The organism is Verrucomicrobiia bacterium, from assembly GCA_035629175.1.
GTDB lineage: Bacteria > Verrucomicrobiota > Verrucomicrobiia > Limisphaerales > DASXHY01 > DASXHY01.
Genome location: DASPIL010000094.1, coordinates 1 through 17,331, shown reverse-complemented (window position 1 = coordinate 17,331; position 17,331 = coordinate 1). Strand labels below are relative to the sequence as shown.

Annotated in this window: 11 protein-coding genes and 1 pseudogene; 8 read left to right on the top strand and 4 right to left on the bottom strand. The window is 56.8% G+C overall.

What is annotated here, in order from left to right; genetic code table 11:
* Positions 1–38: 38 nt before the first annotated feature.
* From VEH04_16285 to VEH04_16275, 3 genes are read left to right on the top strand one after another with little or no spacing between them, the layout of a single operon-like run.
* Positions 39–1,631, top strand: a complete 1,593-nt coding sequence (locus VEH04_16285; protein ID HYG24336.1) for a glucose-6-phosphate isomerase — start codon at positions 39–41, stop codon at positions 1,629–1,631.
* Positions 1,631–3,553, top strand: a complete 1,923-nt coding sequence (mnmG, locus tag VEH04_16280; GenBank protein ID HYG24335.1) for a tRNA uridine-5-carboxymethylaminomethyl(34) synthesis enzyme MnmG — start codon at positions 1,631–1,633, stop codon at positions 3,551–3,553. Before VEH04_16285 ends, mnmG begins: the two co-directional genes overlap by 1 nt.
* A complete protein-coding gene (locus VEH04_16275; GenBank protein ID HYG24334.1) occupies positions 3,550–4,587 on the top strand; it encodes a dipeptide epimerase in 1,038 nt (345 codons plus the stop codon). Before mnmG ends, VEH04_16275 begins: the two co-directional genes overlap by 4 nt.
* Before the next feature lie 15 nt (positions 4,588–4,602).
* On the opposite strand, the gene VEH04_16270 is transcribed toward VEH04_16275, so the two are convergent.
* On the bottom strand, positions 4,603–5,097 hold the full coding sequence (locus VEH04_16270) for a hypothetical protein (GenBank protein ID HYG24333.1): 495 nt from the start codon (positions 5,095–5,097) through the stop codon (positions 4,603–4,605).
* A gap of 362 nt (positions 5,098–5,459) precedes the next feature.
* Here VEH04_16270 and VEH04_16265 point away from each other — a divergent pair, with 362 nt between their 5' ends.
* From VEH04_16265 to VEH04_16250, 4 genes are all read left to right on the top strand, one after another.
* On the top strand, positions 5,460–6,647 hold the full coding sequence (locus VEH04_16265; GenBank protein HYG24332.1) for a glycosyltransferase: 1,188 nt from the start codon (positions 5,460–5,462) through the stop codon (positions 6,645–6,647).
* On the top strand, positions 6,644–7,897 hold the full coding sequence (gene glf, locus VEH04_16260; protein ID HYG24331.1) for a UDP-galactopyranose mutase: 1,254 nt from the start codon (positions 6,644–6,646) through the stop codon (positions 7,895–7,897). Before VEH04_16265 ends, glf begins: the two co-directional genes overlap by 4 nt.
* Positions 7,898–7,999: 102 nt before the next feature.
* Complete coding sequence (locus tag VEH04_16255; GenBank protein ID HYG24330.1) at positions 8,000–10,309, top strand: sugar nucleotide-binding protein; 2,310 nt, start codon at positions 8,000–8,002, stop codon at positions 10,307–10,309.
* 18 nt (positions 10,310–10,327) lie between these two features.
* Positions 10,328–13,165: a glycoside hydrolase family 2 TIM barrel-domain containing protein gene (locus VEH04_16250; GenBank protein HYG24329.1), complete on the top strand. Its 2,838-nt coding sequence runs from the start codon at positions 10,328–10,330 to the stop codon at positions 13,163–13,165.
* 10 nt (positions 13,166–13,175) lie between these two features.
* On the opposite strand, the gene VEH04_16245 is transcribed toward VEH04_16250, so the two are convergent.
* Positions 13,176–13,820 carry a nucleotidyltransferase family protein gene (locus VEH04_16245; GenBank protein HYG24328.1) on the bottom strand — a complete coding sequence of 215 codons (645 nt, stop codon included), beginning with the start codon at positions 13,818–13,820 and terminating at the stop codon, positions 13,176–13,178.
* Positions 13,821–13,987: 167 nt separating this feature from the next.
* On the opposite strand from VEH04_16245, the pseudogene carB reads away from it, so the two are divergent.
* Positions 13,988–15,772: pseudogene (carB, locus tag VEH04_16240) on the top strand (carbamoyl-phosphate synthase large subunit).
* On the opposite strand, the gene VEH04_16235 reads toward carB, so the two are convergent.
* Both VEH04_16235 and VEH04_16230 read right to left on the bottom strand, forming a co-directional pair.
* Positions 15,766–16,524, bottom strand: coding sequence for a 4'-phosphopantetheinyl transferase superfamily protein (locus VEH04_16235; protein HYG24327.1), 759 nt, complete (start codon positions 16,522–16,524; stop codon positions 15,766–15,768). The pseudogene carB and the gene VEH04_16235 overlap by 7 nt on opposite strands.
* Positions 16,525–17,331 (bottom strand): hypothetical protein (locus VEH04_16230; GenBank protein HYG24326.1); only part of this gene is annotated, 807 nt, incomplete at its 5' end.

Here is a 17,331-nt window from a genome sequence, read left to right as displayed (position 1 = left end):
TCCCGCGGCCTTTGTATGGTAGCCTGACGCCTATTTTTATGAAATCGAAGCAGCAACTCTGGGAACATTTTCAAAAATTCTACTCTGAGTTTCCGTCCCTGCGCCTAGCGGTCGACATCAGCCGTATGAACTTCTGCGACGGCTACCTAGCCGAGATGGAGTCTTCGATTCAGAAGGCTTTCTCAGCCATGGACGCCTTGGAAAAGGGATCCATAGCCAACCCTGACGAAAAGCGGCGCGTCGGCCATTACTGGCTTCGCACCCCGGAATTGGCACCTGAACCCGAGATTACCGCTGAAATCCAGCAAACGGTCAGCAACATAAAAGCTTTTGCCGCTGGGGTTCATCAAGGCCGTATCAAAGGTGCGAGCGGCACTTACAAAAACCTGCTTTTGATCGGTATTGGCGGGTCAGCGCTGGGGCCTCAGTTCGTTGCCAATGCACTTGGCCACCCCGTTAACGATAAGCTCCGCCTGTTTTCGTTCGACAACACTGATCCAGACGGGATGGACCGGGTCGTCGCGGCAATTGGCAAGGAGTTGGGGCAAACGCTGGTAGTGGTAATTTCGAAGTCGGGCGGCACAAAGGAGACTCGCAACGGGATGCTCGAAGCAAAAGCTGCGTATGATTCCGCTGGTCTAACCTTTGCCGCCCACGCCGTGGCAGTGACGCAGCTGGGGAGCGAGTTAGACAAATATGCCGTGGCCAACGGGTGGATCATGCGGTTTCCAATGTGGGATTGGGTGGGCGGACGAACGAGCGAACTCTCCGCAGTCGGTCTGCTTCCAGCGGCGCTTCAAGGGTTCGACGTCGACGCGATGCTCGCAGGCGCGCGGGCGTGTGACGATCAGACTCGCCGGAAATCAGTGATGGAAAACCCGGCCGCTCAACTTGCGTTGATGTGGCACTTCGCTGGAAACGGCGTCGGTGCGAAGGCGATGGTCGTCCTGCCTTACAAGGACCGGCTGGAATTGTTTTCCAAATACCTCCAGCAGTTGGTGATGGAATCCATTGGCAAGGAACGCGACTTGAATGGGAACGTTGTTCACCAGGGAATTTCAGTTTTTGGCAACAAGGGTTCTACGGACCAACATGCTTACATTCAACAACTTAGAGATGGCACGAACAACTTTTTTGTCACGTTCATCGAGGTGCTTAAAGACAGGAATGCACCGGGAATTGCAGTCGAGCCAGACACGACCAGCGGCGATTACCTGTCCGGATTCTTCTTGGGAACCCGGCAGGCATTGAGCGACAGCGGCCGCGAATCAATCACTCTAACGATCAATGAGGTCTCTCCATTCGCCGTGGGAGTCCTGATCGCGCTCTTCGAGCGAGCGGTCGGACTTTACGCAACACTGATCAACGTAAACGCGTATCATCAGCCGGGAGTTGAGGCCGGAAAAAAAGCCGCGACAGCAATCATCGCCCTGAAACTCCAAATCTTGAAAACGGTGCGCGAGTCCAAAGGCGAGAGCTGGACGCCTGAAAAATTGGCAGCCCAGGCCGGCCAAGCCGAACACATTGAATCCGTATTCAAGATTTGTGAACATCTCGCAGCCAATCCCTGGACCGGTGTTGCCAAGACTCCGGGAAAAACTCCCTTCGAATCGCAATATCGGAGTGCCTGATGTTTGTTTATCCCAAAGAGTTTGACGTCATCATTGTCGGCGCCGGGCACGCTGGCGTTGAAGCCGCTTTGGCTGCCGCCCGAATGGGGTGCGAGACTTTATTGCTCACCATTAACGCGGACACCATCGGCCAGATGTCGTGCAATCCGGCGATAGGGGGGCTCGCCAAGGGCCATTTAGCGCGCGAGATTGACGCGCTCGGCGGCGAGATGGGGAAGAACACCGACATGAGCGGCTTGCAGTTTCGGATGCTGAACACGAAAAAGGGTCCCGCTGTGTGGGCCCCGCGGGCACAATGCGACAAAAAGGCTTATCAATTTCGGTTGAAATGGATTTGCGAGCGCCAGGAGAGATTAACCATCCAACAAGGACAGACCTCGAGGATTCTGTTGCGGGATGGGGCCGCCGTTGGAGTGGAAACCACTCTTGAAGTCCAGTATATCGGCAAGACCGTTGTCGTCACCACAGGCACATTTCTCCGAGGTTTGATGCACATTGGTTCTAACCAGCAGTCAGGAGGCCGTGCGGGTGAGTCTGCCGCCATGGGACTTTCCGGGTCGCTGAAAGAAGCAGGCTTGGAACTCGGGCGGCTTAAGACTGGCACGCCGCCGCGCTTGCTGAGTCGCTCGATCGATTTTTCGAAGACCGAAGTACAACCCGGAGACGAACCCGTTCCCTACTTTACATTCTGGAAGGACGATTTGTTCCACGTGGAACATTCCTCGGCCGCGCCATACCCTCCGCACTCGATATTGGAACGGATCAACGGGCAACTGCCGTGTTACGTCACATTTACCACCACTCGAACGGCTGAGATCATTCGGGAAAACCTCCACAAATCCCCCTTGTATTCAGGGGCTATCGAAGGAATTGGACCTCGATACTGCCCATCGATCGAGGACAAGATCGTGAAGTTTCCGGAAAAGGAGCGGCAGCAAATCTTCTTGGAGCCTGAAGGAATCGCAACCGACGAAATCTACGTTAATGGCTTTTCAACTTCCCTGCCCTACGAAGTCCAGATTCAGATGGTGCGATCCATCGTCGGTTGCGAGAACGCAGAAATCATGCGTCCCGCGTATGCTGTGGAATACGATTTCGTGTTTCCGACGCAGCTCTTCCCTTCTCTCGAAACAAAGACGTGTCGGAACCTCTTTCTTGCGGGGCAAATCAATGGAACTTCGGGCTATGAAGAAGCTGCGGGGCAAGGATTGATTGCTGGAATCAACGCGGTGCGGCGAGTTCAAGGCAAGGATCCCGTCCTTTTGCGGCGCGATCAGGCATATCTTGGCGTTCTAATCGACGATCTCGTCACAAAGGGAACCACCGAGCCCTACCGCATGTTCACCTCGCGTGCCGAGTATCGACTTCTCTTGCGTCAGGACAATGCTGATCTGCGGCTGTCTGAGATCGGTTATGAGGTTGGACTCTTGCCGATCCGCAATTTCGCCAAATTCCAGGCAAAACAGGACTCTATAACCAGGGAACTCCAGCGCCTGCACAGCACACGAGAAGGAACGGATACGTTGGCGCAATTGCTGAAACGGCCTGAAGTCTCGTATCGAACGTTGCCTAAACGAGACCCGGCGTTGGATTCTGATGTGGCATTACAGGTCGAAATCGCGATCAAGTATGCGGGGTATATCGAGCGGCAGGAACTCGAAGTGCAGAAATTCAAGGCATTCGATACGAAGCAGATTCCAAACAGCTTCGATTACGCGCTGGTTCCGAGTCTTCGAAGTGAGGCTCGTCAGAAGCTCTCGAAAATTCGTCCCGCTACTCTCGGCCAAGCATCACGAATCTCCGGAGTTTCGCCTGCCGATATCAGCATTCTTATGGTCTGGTTGAAACGCAGTGCATTGGCGGGATCCGCGGATGTGCCAACGGGCGATACCACCTTGCCATTCAGCGACGACGCTACATGAAATTGCAGATTCATCCAATTCGGCTGGAATTGGTGAATCCGTGGAAACTTGCCCGAACCGAGAAAACGGATTCTGCCGACGTCGTAGTTGTAGAGCTCTCGTGCGATGAGATCGTCGGCTACGGGGAAGCCTCGCCGGTCCGCCGATACGGAGAGACCGCTGAATCCGTCCGTCGGTTTCTGACGAGGTTGGACTTAAATCACCTGCGATTGCCGTTGCACGACAGCGTGGATTACATCCGAAACGCAGCTGGTGAAAATTGGGCCGCCAAATGTGCCATTGAAACGGCATTGATCGACGTCGCAGCCCAAAAATCGGAAAAAATCACTTCGGCGTTCCTAGGAGTTGATTCACCTGATCGACAGCACCTTACATCTTTCACCATAGGAATTGCCGACAGTTCTTCTGTTCGGGCGAAAGTTGTTGATGCCCAATCGTTTCCGATTTTGAAGATGAAGGTGGGGACGAGTGCGGATCAGGAGAACCTTAAGGCGCTACGCGAAGTTGCCCCGCTAAAGCCGATACGACTCGACGCCAACGAAGGGTGGGACACGAAGGAGAAGGCGATCGAGCAATTGGAATTGCTCGCTCGAGATCCGAAGGTGGAATTCGTGGAACAGCCGATGCCTGCGGGTAAACCCATCGCTGATTGGAAATGGCTGAAAGCTCGGTCACCTCTCCCAATCTTTGGGGACGAATCGTATCACTCTTCGATTGACGCAGATCGAGCGGCTGAATGTTTTCACGGGGTGAACGTGAAACTTGTCAAAGCTGGCGGTGTTCTTGGCGCTCTTGAAGCCCTGAAAGCCGCCCGCGCCCGCGGCCTCAAGACGATGCTCGGTTGCATGATTGAAACCAGCGTCCTCATCAGCGCCGCGGCTCAACTGTCGGCGCTCTGTGATTATCTGGATCTCGATGGCAATCTTCTGATTCGAAATGATCCTTACCTCGGTGTCACTGCCGAACGCGGAGTGCTGTCCTTTGCGCGGGCGCAACGGAAAACCGGGCACTGTGTGATGCCAAGGTCGCGTTGAGGTCCAACCGGGTCGTCACATTCCCATGCGACTCAACTCGGATTCCAACGCCATCTGGAACTCCTGCAAGTCCGCAGGGGTTGGGCGGTACCCCGCCTGCACGGGCGAAAGGCCAAGGCGTCCTGCGGGATCAAAATACCAATCGGCTTTCTGGCCATCACTGAAGGTTACCTTGCCACTGACCATTGCTCCGGGACGCGCAAGTTGATCCACGCTGACTGACACTCCGATCTTTGATGCCGGAGCGCCCGAGCTTTCGGGAGCGATCGGACTCACGGGCTTTGGTCCACCTGGCGCACTGGGCGCTGCAGCTGGCGGCGGTGTTGGAGTTTTTGGACGCTCCTGATCCTTGGGCGTAAGCTTGAGGTCATCGACCAGGAATCGGACGTCCATGTAAGTCAAACGGAGCCCGAACTCAGACCCTATTCGATTCTGGATCTCTGAAAGCTTGACGCCTTCCTCAATCCATTTGGCGACCTGCTGACGTTGTTCATCGGTCAACATATTCATAATAAAATCCGTCGGCATTTTTCCAATTTGCCTGCGGCATCACAGCATCTCCGCGACGCGCGCGCTATCTCAAAAACCCAGCAGACATCGGCAGTTTGCGCTGCTTCGGGCAGAGTGACAAGGGAGTTTGCGGATTTCACCCCATTGAGACGCATGCACCGTTAAAGTCTTGTTAATGTGCAGGTTTTCCCAATGGAAGACGCTCTGGAGCAAGTCTCCGAAACTGAAGAAACGGAACATTAAATAATATGTCTTACGCGCCAATTGGAACGGACTGCGGCACTCGAAAAGGGGATTTCTCCAAGCGACAAACCAGCGGATTTTCAAACTCGAATTTTCAATCTTCTTCAAACCTGTCGAATATGGATCGCAATCACGCGTCGCCCCGTGATTTCAATACCTCCAGTTATCCAATCATCGTTCACTGCCATTTGTGCTGGGACTGGGTGTGGCAACGCCCCCAGCAATTCGTCTCTCGACTCAGCCAGCGGCATCCGATTTTGTTCGTCGAAACTATTGCACCCGATCCTGACCTCGTCACGCCGATCGCGCGCTTCCGGACTCCCGATAACCTGCCGAATCTGACCTTGCTGCGGCTCCAATTCCCTTCGTGGCGCTGGAGTGATGCGGACTACGTCGATCGCACGCGGCGCGAGCTCGTCCAGGAGTTCTTGCGCGGACCGGGACGCGGGCGCTTTGAGAACGCAGTCCAGTGGTTTTACGATCCCATGGCAGTCCCGGCGTTCCTAGGCCACATGGACGAAACGCTGACCGTATACGACTGCATGGATGAACTGTCTCAATTCCGCGGCGCGCCGCCCGAGATTCGGGTGCGGGAAGCCGCGCTGCTCGCGGCCGCTGATGTTGTGTTCACCGGCGGCCGCAAGCTCTGGGAATCCAAGAAACTTTCCAACAACAATTGTCACTTCTACGGCTGTGGCGTGGAAGTCGACCATTTCGCCAAGGCGCGCAATGCTGAAACGCGCATCCCCGAAGAATTGGCGAAGCTGCCCAAACCGGTTTTGGGATACTTCGGGGTGGTAGACGAGCGGATGGATTACGAACTCGTGGCCAAGCTTGCCGACGCCAACCCAAATGGGTCCGTCGCAATCGTCGGACCCGTGATGAAGGTAGACCCGAACAGCCTTCCTCAACGGCCGAACCTGCACTGGCTTGGTCAGCGGCAATATGCGGATCTGCCAGGTTTCTGCAAAGGCTTTGACGCGTGTCTAATGCCATTTGCCCTGAACGAATCCACTGAGTTCATCAACCCCACGAAAGCTCTGGAATACATGGCGTCGGGACGCCCGATCATCAGCACTGCGGTGCCCGATGTGGTCAGTAACTTCAACTCCGTCGTAAAGGTCGGTCGCAGCCATGATGAATTCGTCCAGCTCTGCAGAGAGGCGGCGGAGAATCCCGACGCGGGCGCTGTTGAGCGGGGCCTCGAGATGGCCGGCCGGAATACGTGGGAATCGATTGTCAGCCAGTTGGAAAACCACATTCAAGCCGCGCTTCAAGCGAAGCGCTCATCGGAGGTTTCAGCATGAATAGAAATGGTTTCTCCAGCTCAGGTGGTTCGCGGACCGACGCGTTTGACTATCTCATCGTCGGGGCCGGTTATTCGGGCAGCGTTCTGGCCGAGCGTCTTGCACGTGGCTCAGGTAAAAAAGTGTTGCTCGTGGATCGCCGTCCACACATCGCAGGCAACGCCTACGATTGCTACGATGACGCTGGCCTGTTAATCCATAAGTACGGGCCGCACATCTTTCACACGAATTCCCGAGAGGTTTTTGATTACCTGTCGCGCTTCACTGCCTGGCGCCAGTATCAGCACAAGGTGCTCGCGCATGTGGACGGGCAGATGGTCCCGATCCCCATCAACCTCGATACGATCAATCAACTCTACGGCGTCAGTTTGAACTCGTTCCAGATGGAGCAGTTCCTGCAGGAACGCGCTGAAAAAATTGAGCATATCCGCACATCCGAAGATGTGGTGGTCAGCAAGGTTGGCCGGGAGTTGTATGAAAAATTTTTCCGTGGCTACACCCGGAAACAGTGGGGGCTTGACCCATCGGAACTGGACGCGCAAGTGACCGCGCGCGTGCCAACGCGAACGAATCGGGACGATCGCTATTTCACGGACACCTATCAGGCGATGCCGAAATATGGTTTCACCAGGATGTTTGAAAACATGCTCGACCATCCCAACATTCACATTCTGCTGAATACAGATTATCGGGACGTAAAGAGTTTCATTCCCTATCGCGAGTTGGTTTATACCGGCCCCGTGGATGAATTCTTCGACTATCGCTTCGGAAAGCTGCCGTATCGCTGCCTTGAATTCAAACACGAGACATTGAATCAGCGCCAGTTCCAGCCGGTGGCGGTGGTTAATTACCCGAACGATTACGCGTTTACACGAATTACGGAATTCAAGCACCTCACTGGGCAGGAAAGTGCGAAGACAAGTATCGTATATGAGTATCCTTGTGGAGAAGGAGATCCTTACTATCCGATCCCCCGCCAGGAGAACGCCGAGATCTATCGGCAGTATCACGCCTTGGCCGAACAGTCCGGCGTGCACTTCGCTGGGCGTTTGGCGACTTACAAGTATTACAACATGGATCAGGTCGTGGCGCAGGCGCTTACCATCTATGCTCGACTGCTGAACGTCACCCGCACTGAAGCGGCCAGTTTGCACAGCGATCCCAAGCTGACTACCGTGACATTCCCGCAAGTGGTGAAGCCCAGGCGGCCGATGGCACTGCGCCGCAAGGCTGTGGCGTCAGAAACCTGAATGGCCGATCGCTTATAGGTCCGCTGAGCCGCTGTCACCCAACCGCTCGTGAAACCTTCCTCACGGGCGGTTTTGCAATATTACACCGGTGAGATTCTGCCAATGAACAACGAGAAGCCACGCCCCGCAGACACTCTGGATTCACACAACGCTGGCGTGGAACTGTGGGGCGGAATCGAATGCTCGGCCAACCGGGTGGGAGACAAATACTTCAATCAACTCGAGCGCAGCGGACATATCAGCCGGATCGAGGACCTTGGATTGTTGGCCCGCCTGGGAGTTCGCACCTTGCGTTATCCCATTCTGTGGGAGCATTCCGCGTCTGGAACCTTCGATTGGTCGTGGATCGATGAGCGCATGCTCCGCCTGCGCGAACTCAACATCGCACCAATCGTCGGTCTCGTGCACCATGGCAGCGGCCCGGCACACACGTCGTTGCTCGATTCGAATTTCCCGGATGGGCTCGCGAGACATGCACGGGCCGTCGCCGAACGCTACCCGTGGGTGCGATACTTCAACCCTGTCAACGAACCGCTCGCAACCGCGCGCTTCAGCTGTTTATCCGGCCATTGGCATCCGCACTATCGCGACACGGCCGCCTTTTCCCGCGCACTCGTCAATCAATGCCGCGCAGTCCAGCTTGCGGTGGCGGAGATTCGCAACATCATTCCGGAAGCGCAGCTCGTGCAAACGGAAAATATTGGGAAAACGTACAGCACCGAGCCCGTGGGATATCAGGCGGATTTTGAGAACGAACGGCGATGGCTCACCTTTGATTTGCTGTCGGGCCGCTGTGATTCCTCTCATCCTATGTGGGATTACCTGAGCGGCTGCCGCGTTTCTATCGACGCGCTTGAAGCGCTGTTGGCGGCACCCTGTCGGCCCGACATCCTGGGGATTAATTATCATCTGACAGGTGAACGGTTCCTCGACGAGAAGCTTCAGAACTATCCGGAACGCTCCCACGCCGGAAACGGAAAGCATGCGTATGCCGACGTATCCGCGGTTCGCGTCTGCGCGCCTGGCATAGGCGGGGTATATCAGGTCGTCAAGGAAGCATGGGAACGCTACCGTTCCGCCATCGCCATTACGGAAGTGCATCTCGGGTCAACCCGTGACGAACAATTGCGCTGGTTCATGGATGTCTGGCACGCCGGGCAGCTGCTGCGCCGCGAGGGGGTCGATCTCAGGGCCATTACGATGTGGGCGTTATTGGGAGCCTACGATTGGGACTCCCTGCTGACGCGCTCTGAAAACAGCTACGACCCTGGCGCATTTGACCTGCGCGGCGCCACACCGCGAATGACGGCGTTAGGAAAATGTGCGAGAGCATTGGCGAGGCGTGAACCCTATTCTCACCCAGTGCTTGATGGCGCGGGATGGTGGCAGCGGCCGCAGCGTCTCCTTTATCCCCCCCAGCAACCGCGCGCAGAAGCGCTCGCGATGATCTCTCCGCCGCAACTATTCTGCCGCCCTCGACGCGAACCTCAACAGCCGCTCTTGATTACGGGCGCGGCGGGGACCTTGGGCCAGGCGTTCCGAAGGTTGTGCGACATCCGCGGCCTCGCTTTCCGCGCCGTCACGCGACACGAAATGGATATTGCGGATCCGATTTCGGTGCGGCGGATGATCAGAGAGGCGGAGCCGTGGGCGGTCATCAACGCAGCTGGTTATTCGCGTGTCGACCAGGCCGAAGCGGAGCCTGACAGATGCTTCCGAGAAAACACTCACGGAGCGATTTGCCTGGCAAACAGCTGTCGCAACGCCGGCATCCCGTTGGTCACCTTTTCCGCAGACTCGGTTTTCGATGGTGCCGCCGCGGATTACGTGGAATCAGACGCAACTAATCCACTGAACATTTATGGATTGAGCAAGGCACAGGCAGAGAGCGCGGTGACACGAATCCATGCCGGCAGCCTTGTCATCCGCACGTGCTGCCTTTTTGGCCCGTGGGACCAAGACAACATTGTCACGGCGATGGTACGGGAGCTCCGCGCGAACCGTCCGTTTTGGGCGCTGGTTGATGCAACCCTCACCCCGGCTTATCTTCCAGACTTGGTGAATGCGACCCTCGACTTGCTCATCGATGGTGAACGCGGCATTTGGCATCTTGCCAACGACGGCGCTACCACGTGGCATAACTTTCTTCTGCACGCGGCCGAGCTCGGCGGCGTTTCCGCGGCCGGGCTGGAACCCCTGCGGCTCGACGACGCCGACTTTCTTGCTGCACGGCCGCGATCGTCCGTGCTTCGGTCGAATCGTGGATCGCTTCTTCCGCCGTGGGAGAAAGCGCTCGAACGCTATTTTTCGGATCGGCGCGCGTTCTTACGCGAGCTGACGTCCGCCGAAAACGAACCCCGCCAATGTAATCACGCTTCGCACCTTCACAGTTTTGTGATGGCTGGAGCGTAAGCTCATGACCCGACCTGCATGCCCACCCAATTCCTCTATCCAAGACCTGAGTACCCCCGGCCCGACCGGCAACGCGGCACGATGGAAGGTTTCGATTGGCTGAACCTCAACGGCCCGTGGCAGTTTCGTTTCGACGGCGATCACTGCGGCATCAAGCAGAAATGGTTTCAGCCGGACGGCCTGGAGTGGCGTGAGCAAATCATCGTTCCGTTTTGTTGGGAATCTTTGGCTGCCTGGGGTGAAGGCGATATCGCGGGCAACGATAACTACTACGCGACGCGTGTATTCCGAAATCCCCTGGAAGTAACCCGGGAGAATCATCGATCGGCGCAACGGTATGAAGTGGGATGGTATCGGCGCCATGTTCAGATTCCCAATAACGAAGCCTGGGAGAACAAACGTGTGATTCTCACGATCGGCGCGGCCGACTTCTTCACCGACTGCTGGTGCAACGGCAAACACCTTGGCCATCACGAAGGCGGTTACACGCCGTTCGAATTTGATCTTACCGACGCCCTGCTCACGAAAGACGGCGTGCGTTACGCACTCGTCGTGCTGCGTGTTGAAGATCCGATGGACAATCGAGAGCAGCCTGTGGGGAAACAGTGGCGATGGTACACCACGACCAGCGGCATCTGGCAAACCGTGTTCCTGGAGCCGCGCGGCGCCGCGCATCTGGATTCATTCAGATTCGAAGGCGACATCGACAGCGGTTCCGTGAAGGTTTCCGTGGCCGGCGTATCTCTCGAAAAAAGCGACGTCGTGCAGGCGGAAATTCTTGGTCCCAATGGCACGACGCAGACCGAGCGCTTGATGCTGCAAGGTCAGGATGCCTCGAAGGTCATCAAGCTCCGCGAACTGCAACTCTGGGATCCCAACTCGCCCTTCCTTTACGCGGTTCACCTGCGGCTGCTCCGAGGAGAACAAGTGCTGGATACGGTGCACAGTTACTTCGGCATGCGGAAAATCGATTTCGAACTGGCGAAGGATTCGCAGGCTCCCACCGCCTTGCGTGTGAACGGGGTTCCCCGATATCTCCGAGGTGCGCTTCACCAGTCGTTCTATCCCGACGGCGTTTACACTGCATATTCGGTCGAGGTCATCAAGAACGACATCAGCTACGCCAAGAAGGTGGGATTTAATTTCCTTCGAATACACATCAAGGTGGATGACCCGCTGATTTATCACTGGGCGGATAAGATGGGAATGCTGCTAATGGCCGATATGCCGAATTTTGGCGAGGGTGGCGATACGGCGCTGGGGCGGGAACGTTTTGAGGAAATGATGCGGAAAGCGATTGCCCGGGATTTCAATCACCCCTCGATCTTTGCATGGTGCCTGTTCAACGAGACGTGGGGTTTTGGCGGACAGATGAGCTTTCTCGACAAGCTTCTCGCTCCCTCGCCTGCGATGTCGCCCGAGGATCGGGATCGTGCGCGGGAAATTCCGCGAAGAACGCCAAAGCCGGGCGGGCTCATCCGGCCGCAGGAATGGGTTCAGGACATGTGGGAGCTTGCGAAGCAGCTCGATCCCACGCGGCTGGTTGAGGACATGAGCGTCTGTCACTGGGATCACCTGGAATATTATCAGCATTGCGACACGGATATTAACTCGTGGCACTTCTACATGAGTGACTACCAGCAGGCGAAGGAACACATCTCGAAGGTGGTGACATCAACGTTTGTGGGCTCGAGTTTCAACTACGTGCCAGGTTTTCAACACAAGGGCCAGCCATTGATCAACAGCGAATACGGCGGCGTGGGAGCGTTGGATGGTGATCGCGATGTCAGTTGGAGTTTCAAGTTCCTGACGAACGAGATGCGGAGGTATCAACAGATTGCCGCTTACATCTACACTGAGCTGCACGACGTGGAATGGGAGTACAATGGTTTTCTCAACTACGATCGCACTCCCAAGGAGTTTGGCTATGACCCTCGAATCATCAACGAGAGCAACACGCTGCCGATAGATTCGCCGCCCATTCAGCGGGTCAAGCCCGGCGAATGTGTCCTTTTGGATGTCGCGTCATCACACTACTCGACCAAAGCCAGTCGCGACGTCCAACTCCATTGGGAGATGGGCGGCGTGGATTCGTTTGGACGTGTGCACCAGGACATCGCGCAAGGGCTCGTTCCCATCCCCTTCCCTCACCGGCAGGTGGCGCACGCCCATGCGCTCAAGCTGAAAATGCCCGAACGAACCATGCTGTGTGAACTTCTGTTGTCAGCGCGCGCACGGGATGGATCCGTAGTGGCACAGAACCATGTGACTTATCTTGTCAGCAGCGGCTATCCGCCGCCGCGTGAAGAGATCGACCGCGCGCTGGTCCTGCGCGGGGCGCCCGGAGAATGGAGCGATGCGGTTTGGTCCGGCGGTTTTACGGATCGCGACAAGGCGCGGGCGGAAGACAGTTGCGCCGCGTTTGGACACGGCTTTTTCGAATGGCGGATTCCACTTGAGGGTGCCGATCTCTCAAAAGCCTATCGGTTTAAACTCCTCTGCGAGGCATCGTCGCATCGGGTCGATATTCCGCAAACGGACGGCGACACATATTCGACTACGCTTCGCATGACGCTGAATGGGATTCGCGTTTACCACGGCGTTTTGAGAAATCACCCCCACGACGCGCGCGGGGCCTTGAGCTATTTGCGCGGCGGCGTCGGAGCCTACGGTTACCTGGTGCATGCGTTCGCGGAGGGCGAGCTGCTGCGGCGCATCGCAGAAAGTGTCACCGACGGGTTCATCACTCTCCGCTGCGAGGTTCCGCCGGATGCGCTCGTGATTGGGGGCCTCACCATCTACGGGGCGGAATGCGGACGCTTTCCCGTCTGTCCAACGCTGATTATCGAGTGGTAGATCGAGAGCGTTACTTTTTGCAGAGCTGACGAAGCCGCTCGTAGTCTTCGGGTGTATCGATATCCTCGTTCAACCGTGGATCGTTCAACTCAACAGCCGACCTCCTGCCCGCATGCTCGGCCATGAATTCTTTTAGCGTTGGTCCTGCATGATGCTTCAACATGGCGAACAACTGAGCGGGAAAGACTAGTGGATGGCGGCCTCTTCCTTGATATGACGGCTGGCAAATGGATTCCGAATGCAAAGAGGCGAATTCTAAAAGCGGCTTGATCATCTCGGCATTCAAGTGTGGCTGGTCGATCAACGTGAGAACGACATGCGTTGCCGATGCCGTCGACATAGACGATCGCGCGGCCGCCTGGATGGAACTGAACATGCCGTGTTCTGCATTGTGATTCACGATCCGCAACTCCCGAGGCACGCCGAGGCGATCGAGTTCGCTGGCGAGAGCCGAGTCGTCCGGCCGCACCACCGGCATCACGCGGCGCGCGCCGAGATCATTCCAAAGCTGCAACACGTGCGCGATCACGGTAGTGCCTTCCCATTGGAGCAATGGTTTCGATTGTCCCATGCGTCGGGAAAAACCGGCAGCGAGAATGACTGTTGAAAAGGCAAAGCCGCGGACTGGCTCGTTTCCTGGGAGGGCAGGCGGCATTGCGGCAGATGCACACATCCGGGGAATAGTGCGCGATCCAGAATCGCCTTCCAGCCGGATTTTTCGATTTCTAAAAAACGCCGAGACTATTTTTGGATTCCCGGCGAGCCTTTTCCAACTCGACACCCAAAGGGGGTTGCGGCTTACTGGCGGGAATTTGATTTTGAATGAACGCTGAAATGTTAGCCAAAGCGAAATCCCTCGGCTTCTCCGACCGGCAGATCGCTTATCTCACCGGGCAGACCGAAGATGCCGTTCGCGCGGAGCGCAAAAAGCTCGGTTTGATTCCAAGCTATCGCCTGGTGGACACATGCGCCGCGGAGTTCGAAGCCTACACACCTTATTACTATTCAACCTACGACCGCGGCGACGACGAGATCCGCGGAGAAGGCTCGAAGCGGAAGGTGATGATCCTGGGCGGCGGACCCAATCGAATCGGCCAGGGCATCGAATTTGACTACTGTTGTGTCCACGCCGCGTTTGCCCTGAAGGAGGACGGGTTTGAAACGCTGATGGTGAATTCAAACCCGGAGACTGTTTCCACGGATTACGACACCAGCGACAAGCTCTTCTTTGAGCCGCTAACGCTGGAAGATGTGCTGCACATTTACGAGCGGGAAAACTGCTGGGGCGCCATCGCGCAATTTGGCGGACAAACGCCTTTGAACCTCGCGCTGGGCCTGCAGAAAAACGGCGTCAACATCATCGGCACCTCGCCGCAGAGCATCGAAATTGCCGAGGATCGGAAACTCTTCGCAACCATGCTGCGCCGCCTCAACATTCCGCAGCCGCCCAACGGTCTCGCGACCAACGAAGCTGAAGCGCTCGTTGCGTCCAAGGAACTCGGATATCCCGTCTTGGTGCGTCCAAGCTTTGTTTTGGGCGGCCGTGCGATGCAGATTGTTTATTCGGATGCCGAGCTTCAGCACTACATGCGCTTCGCGGTTGAGGCATCGCCGGAACGACCTGTATTGGTGGACAAATTCCTCGAGGACGCCACCGAGGTCGACGTGGATTGCATCACGGACGTGGGTCTGCCGAATGGCGGAACGATCGTGATTGGCGGAATGCTGGAGCACATTGAGTTTGCGGGGGTTCACTCGGGCGACGCGGCGATGGTGCTGCCGCCGCACACATTGTCGGATCGCGTGATCTCCACGATTCGTGACTACACCCATGCCATGGCACGCGAGCTGAAAGTGATCGGCTTGATGAACGTGCAATACGCGGTGAAGGGTGAAACCGTTTACGTTCTGGAAGTGAATCCGCGCGCCTCTCGAACCGTGCCATTCGTCAGCAAGACCATTGGATTTCCACTCGCAAAGCTGGCTGCAAAAGTGATGACGGGCAAAACCCTGAAGGAACTCGGCTTCGTCAATGAAGTCTGGCCGCCGTATTGGGCCGTCAAGGAATCCGTGTTCCCCTTCAATCGATTTCACGGGCAGGATATCCTGCTGTCGCCGGAGATGCGTTCAACGGGCGAGGTCATGGGGCTCGACGCCGACCTGGGCACGGCTTACGCGAAGTCCCAGATGGCGGCAGGAGCGTCATTGCCACTCGGCGGACGCGTGTTCATCAGTGTCAGCGACGCACACAAGACCGAGGCGGCGGAGGTTGCCCGGCAGTTCGCCAATCTCGGATTCGAACTCGTCGCAACAGGGGGAACCGCGAACGTGCTGGAAAAGGCGGGGCTCACCGTTCAACGGGTTTTCAAGCTGCAGGAAGGGCGGCCGACGGCCATCGATCTCCTGAAGAACAAGGAAATCCAGCTCGTCATAAACACGCCCTCCGGGCAACTGCCGCGCGCCGATGAAGTTAAGATCCGAACCACGGCGGTTTACACGGGAACACCCATCATGACGACGCTGAGCAGCGCCAAGGCGGCCGCGCTCGGAATTGAAGCGCTCAAAAAATCAGGATACAGCGTGAAGACGGTGCAGGAGTATCACTGAAGCCCGGCGGAGAATTTTCCATGTTCAAAGCAGCGTGGAGAGGCGCGGATCGCTACGGCGCCGGCCCATTCCACAGCGGGCTGCAAGGCTTCGAGAGTCCAGCACGTTGCGAGCTCGACGTCACCCGCAATGCTGATGACGCGCGCCGGTTCACCTGCTTCAAACGTGACCTCGACGCGATCGAGCCCGCCCGCGATTCCTTCGCCGGTCGCCTTCAGCCACGCCTCCTTGCGGGTCCACAAATTGAAAAATGCTGCGGGCTGCTCCTCACGCCGCAGTGCGTGAAAACGCTCGCTTTCCCGCGGCGAAAAGAAGCGCTTCACGAGGTCGCCCGCATCCTTCAACTCGCGCAGAGGTTCGACATCCACCCCGACCGGCCCGAGGCGGGTTATGGCGACGAGCAGGAGGTCAACGGCGTGAGCCACGTTGAAATGCAGACCTGAATTTTCGAAGGGCCCGCCCAACGCAGGCTTTCCCTTTGGCGACAGGGCAAACTGCAAATCCGCTGCATTGCATTGCAGTTGTCCGCCCAGGAGAGTTCGGAGAATGCCGCGCCCTGCGAGGAAGCGATGCCGATGGCGGTCAAAGCGAAAACGTTCCGCGCGCAGCCGCTCCTCTGGCGACAACACACCCAGCAGTCGGTTGCGAAAATCTTCCGTGACACTGAGCGGCGAAGCCCAAACGCGAACAACTCCGGGGGGGAGGTCTGCCGTTGCCGAAAGTTCCGGCCATAAAAGTTCAGAGCTGTTCAATCAACTGAATGGCGGCCAAAGGTTTTTGTAAACCGCGACGAAACTCTGCCAATCCGATCCGCTGGTTCGCAACTGCTTTTGCAGCGAGCGTCGAACACGAACGTCGTTCCCGGGATTTTCCCACAACAGCAACGGAAGGGAGTTCAGCAGGCGTTCGCGAGGGTAGCGAAAGCCAGCCCGCGAAACGAGCGCTCGCGTGCCGAAAGTGCGAACGTTCACGAGCAACGAATGAATGGCTGAATGTTCGGCGCACTTCGGGACTCTACTAAGCCCGTATTCCCGGACCGAACCAAACTTTTGTCCCAGCCGCTGGTTCTCGAGCCATAACCATACCTGCCGCGCAAGGTCCGAGACGGAAAGATAGTCCATCGTGAACTGCCGCACACTGCGTTGCATTCGCGCAGGATGGAGTTTGAATTCCTTCCCCATGGCGTGATGTTTTTCCACGTCCCGCCACCACGGCAATTTTTCAAGAGGCGCCAGTGCCTTCAAGCGTTGATGGCGTTCTTCACAGCTCCAGTGATATTCCCCCGACGCGGTGAGCACGACATCCCCCAGCGCGAGCTGCGCCTTTGCAAGATTGCGTCCCACAAAATCGCTGTCGGAATCGCTGAGCTTTTCCCTCTTTAACAACTCCTGCACCAGCAACAGACCCGTGCAACGGTTCATCAGGAGCCGCGTCGCTTCGTGCAAGGGAATGTCCCGGGCGATAAGGTGGTGCTCACATTGGTTAAAACAGCCGTAAGGGGCGAACAGGAGGCGATGTCCGGAAACCAGATCGTAGCTGAACATCGAGATGGCCGATTT

What these genes read in the sequence shown, in the direction of transcription:
- VEH04_16285 (HYG24336.1), top strand. Translation starts at nt 39, where the DNA reads ATGAAATCGAAGCAGCAACTCTGGGAACATTTTCAAAAATTCTACTCT.
- mnmG (HYG24335.1), top strand. Translation starts at nt 1,631, where the DNA reads ATGTTTGTTTATCCCAAAGAGTTTGACGTCATCATTGTCGGCGCCGGG.
- VEH04_16275 (HYG24334.1), top strand. Translation starts at nt 3,550, where the DNA reads ATGAAATTGCAGATTCATCCAATTCGGCTGGAATTGGTGAATCCGTGG.
- VEH04_16270 (HYG24333.1), bottom strand. Translation starts at nt 5,097, where the DNA reads ATGAATATGTTGACCGATGAACAACGTCAGCAGGTCGCCAAATGGATT.
- VEH04_16265 (HYG24332.1), top strand. Translation starts at nt 5,460, where the DNA reads ATGGATCGCAATCACGCGTCGCCCCGTGATTTCAATACCTCCAGTTAT.
- glf (HYG24331.1), top strand. Translation starts at nt 6,644, where the DNA reads ATGAATAGAAATGGTTTCTCCAGCTCAGGTGGTTCGCGGACCGACGCG.
- VEH04_16255 (HYG24330.1), top strand. Translation starts at nt 8,000, where the DNA reads ATGAACAACGAGAAGCCACGCCCCGCAGACACTCTGGATTCACACAAC.
- VEH04_16250 (HYG24329.1), top strand. Translation starts at nt 10,328, where the DNA reads ATGCCCACCCAATTCCTCTATCCAAGACCTGAGTACCCCCGGCCCGAC.
- VEH04_16245 (HYG24328.1), bottom strand. Translation starts at nt 13,820, where the DNA reads ATGCCGCCTGCCCTCCCAGGAAACGAGCCAGTCCGCGGCTTTGCCTTT.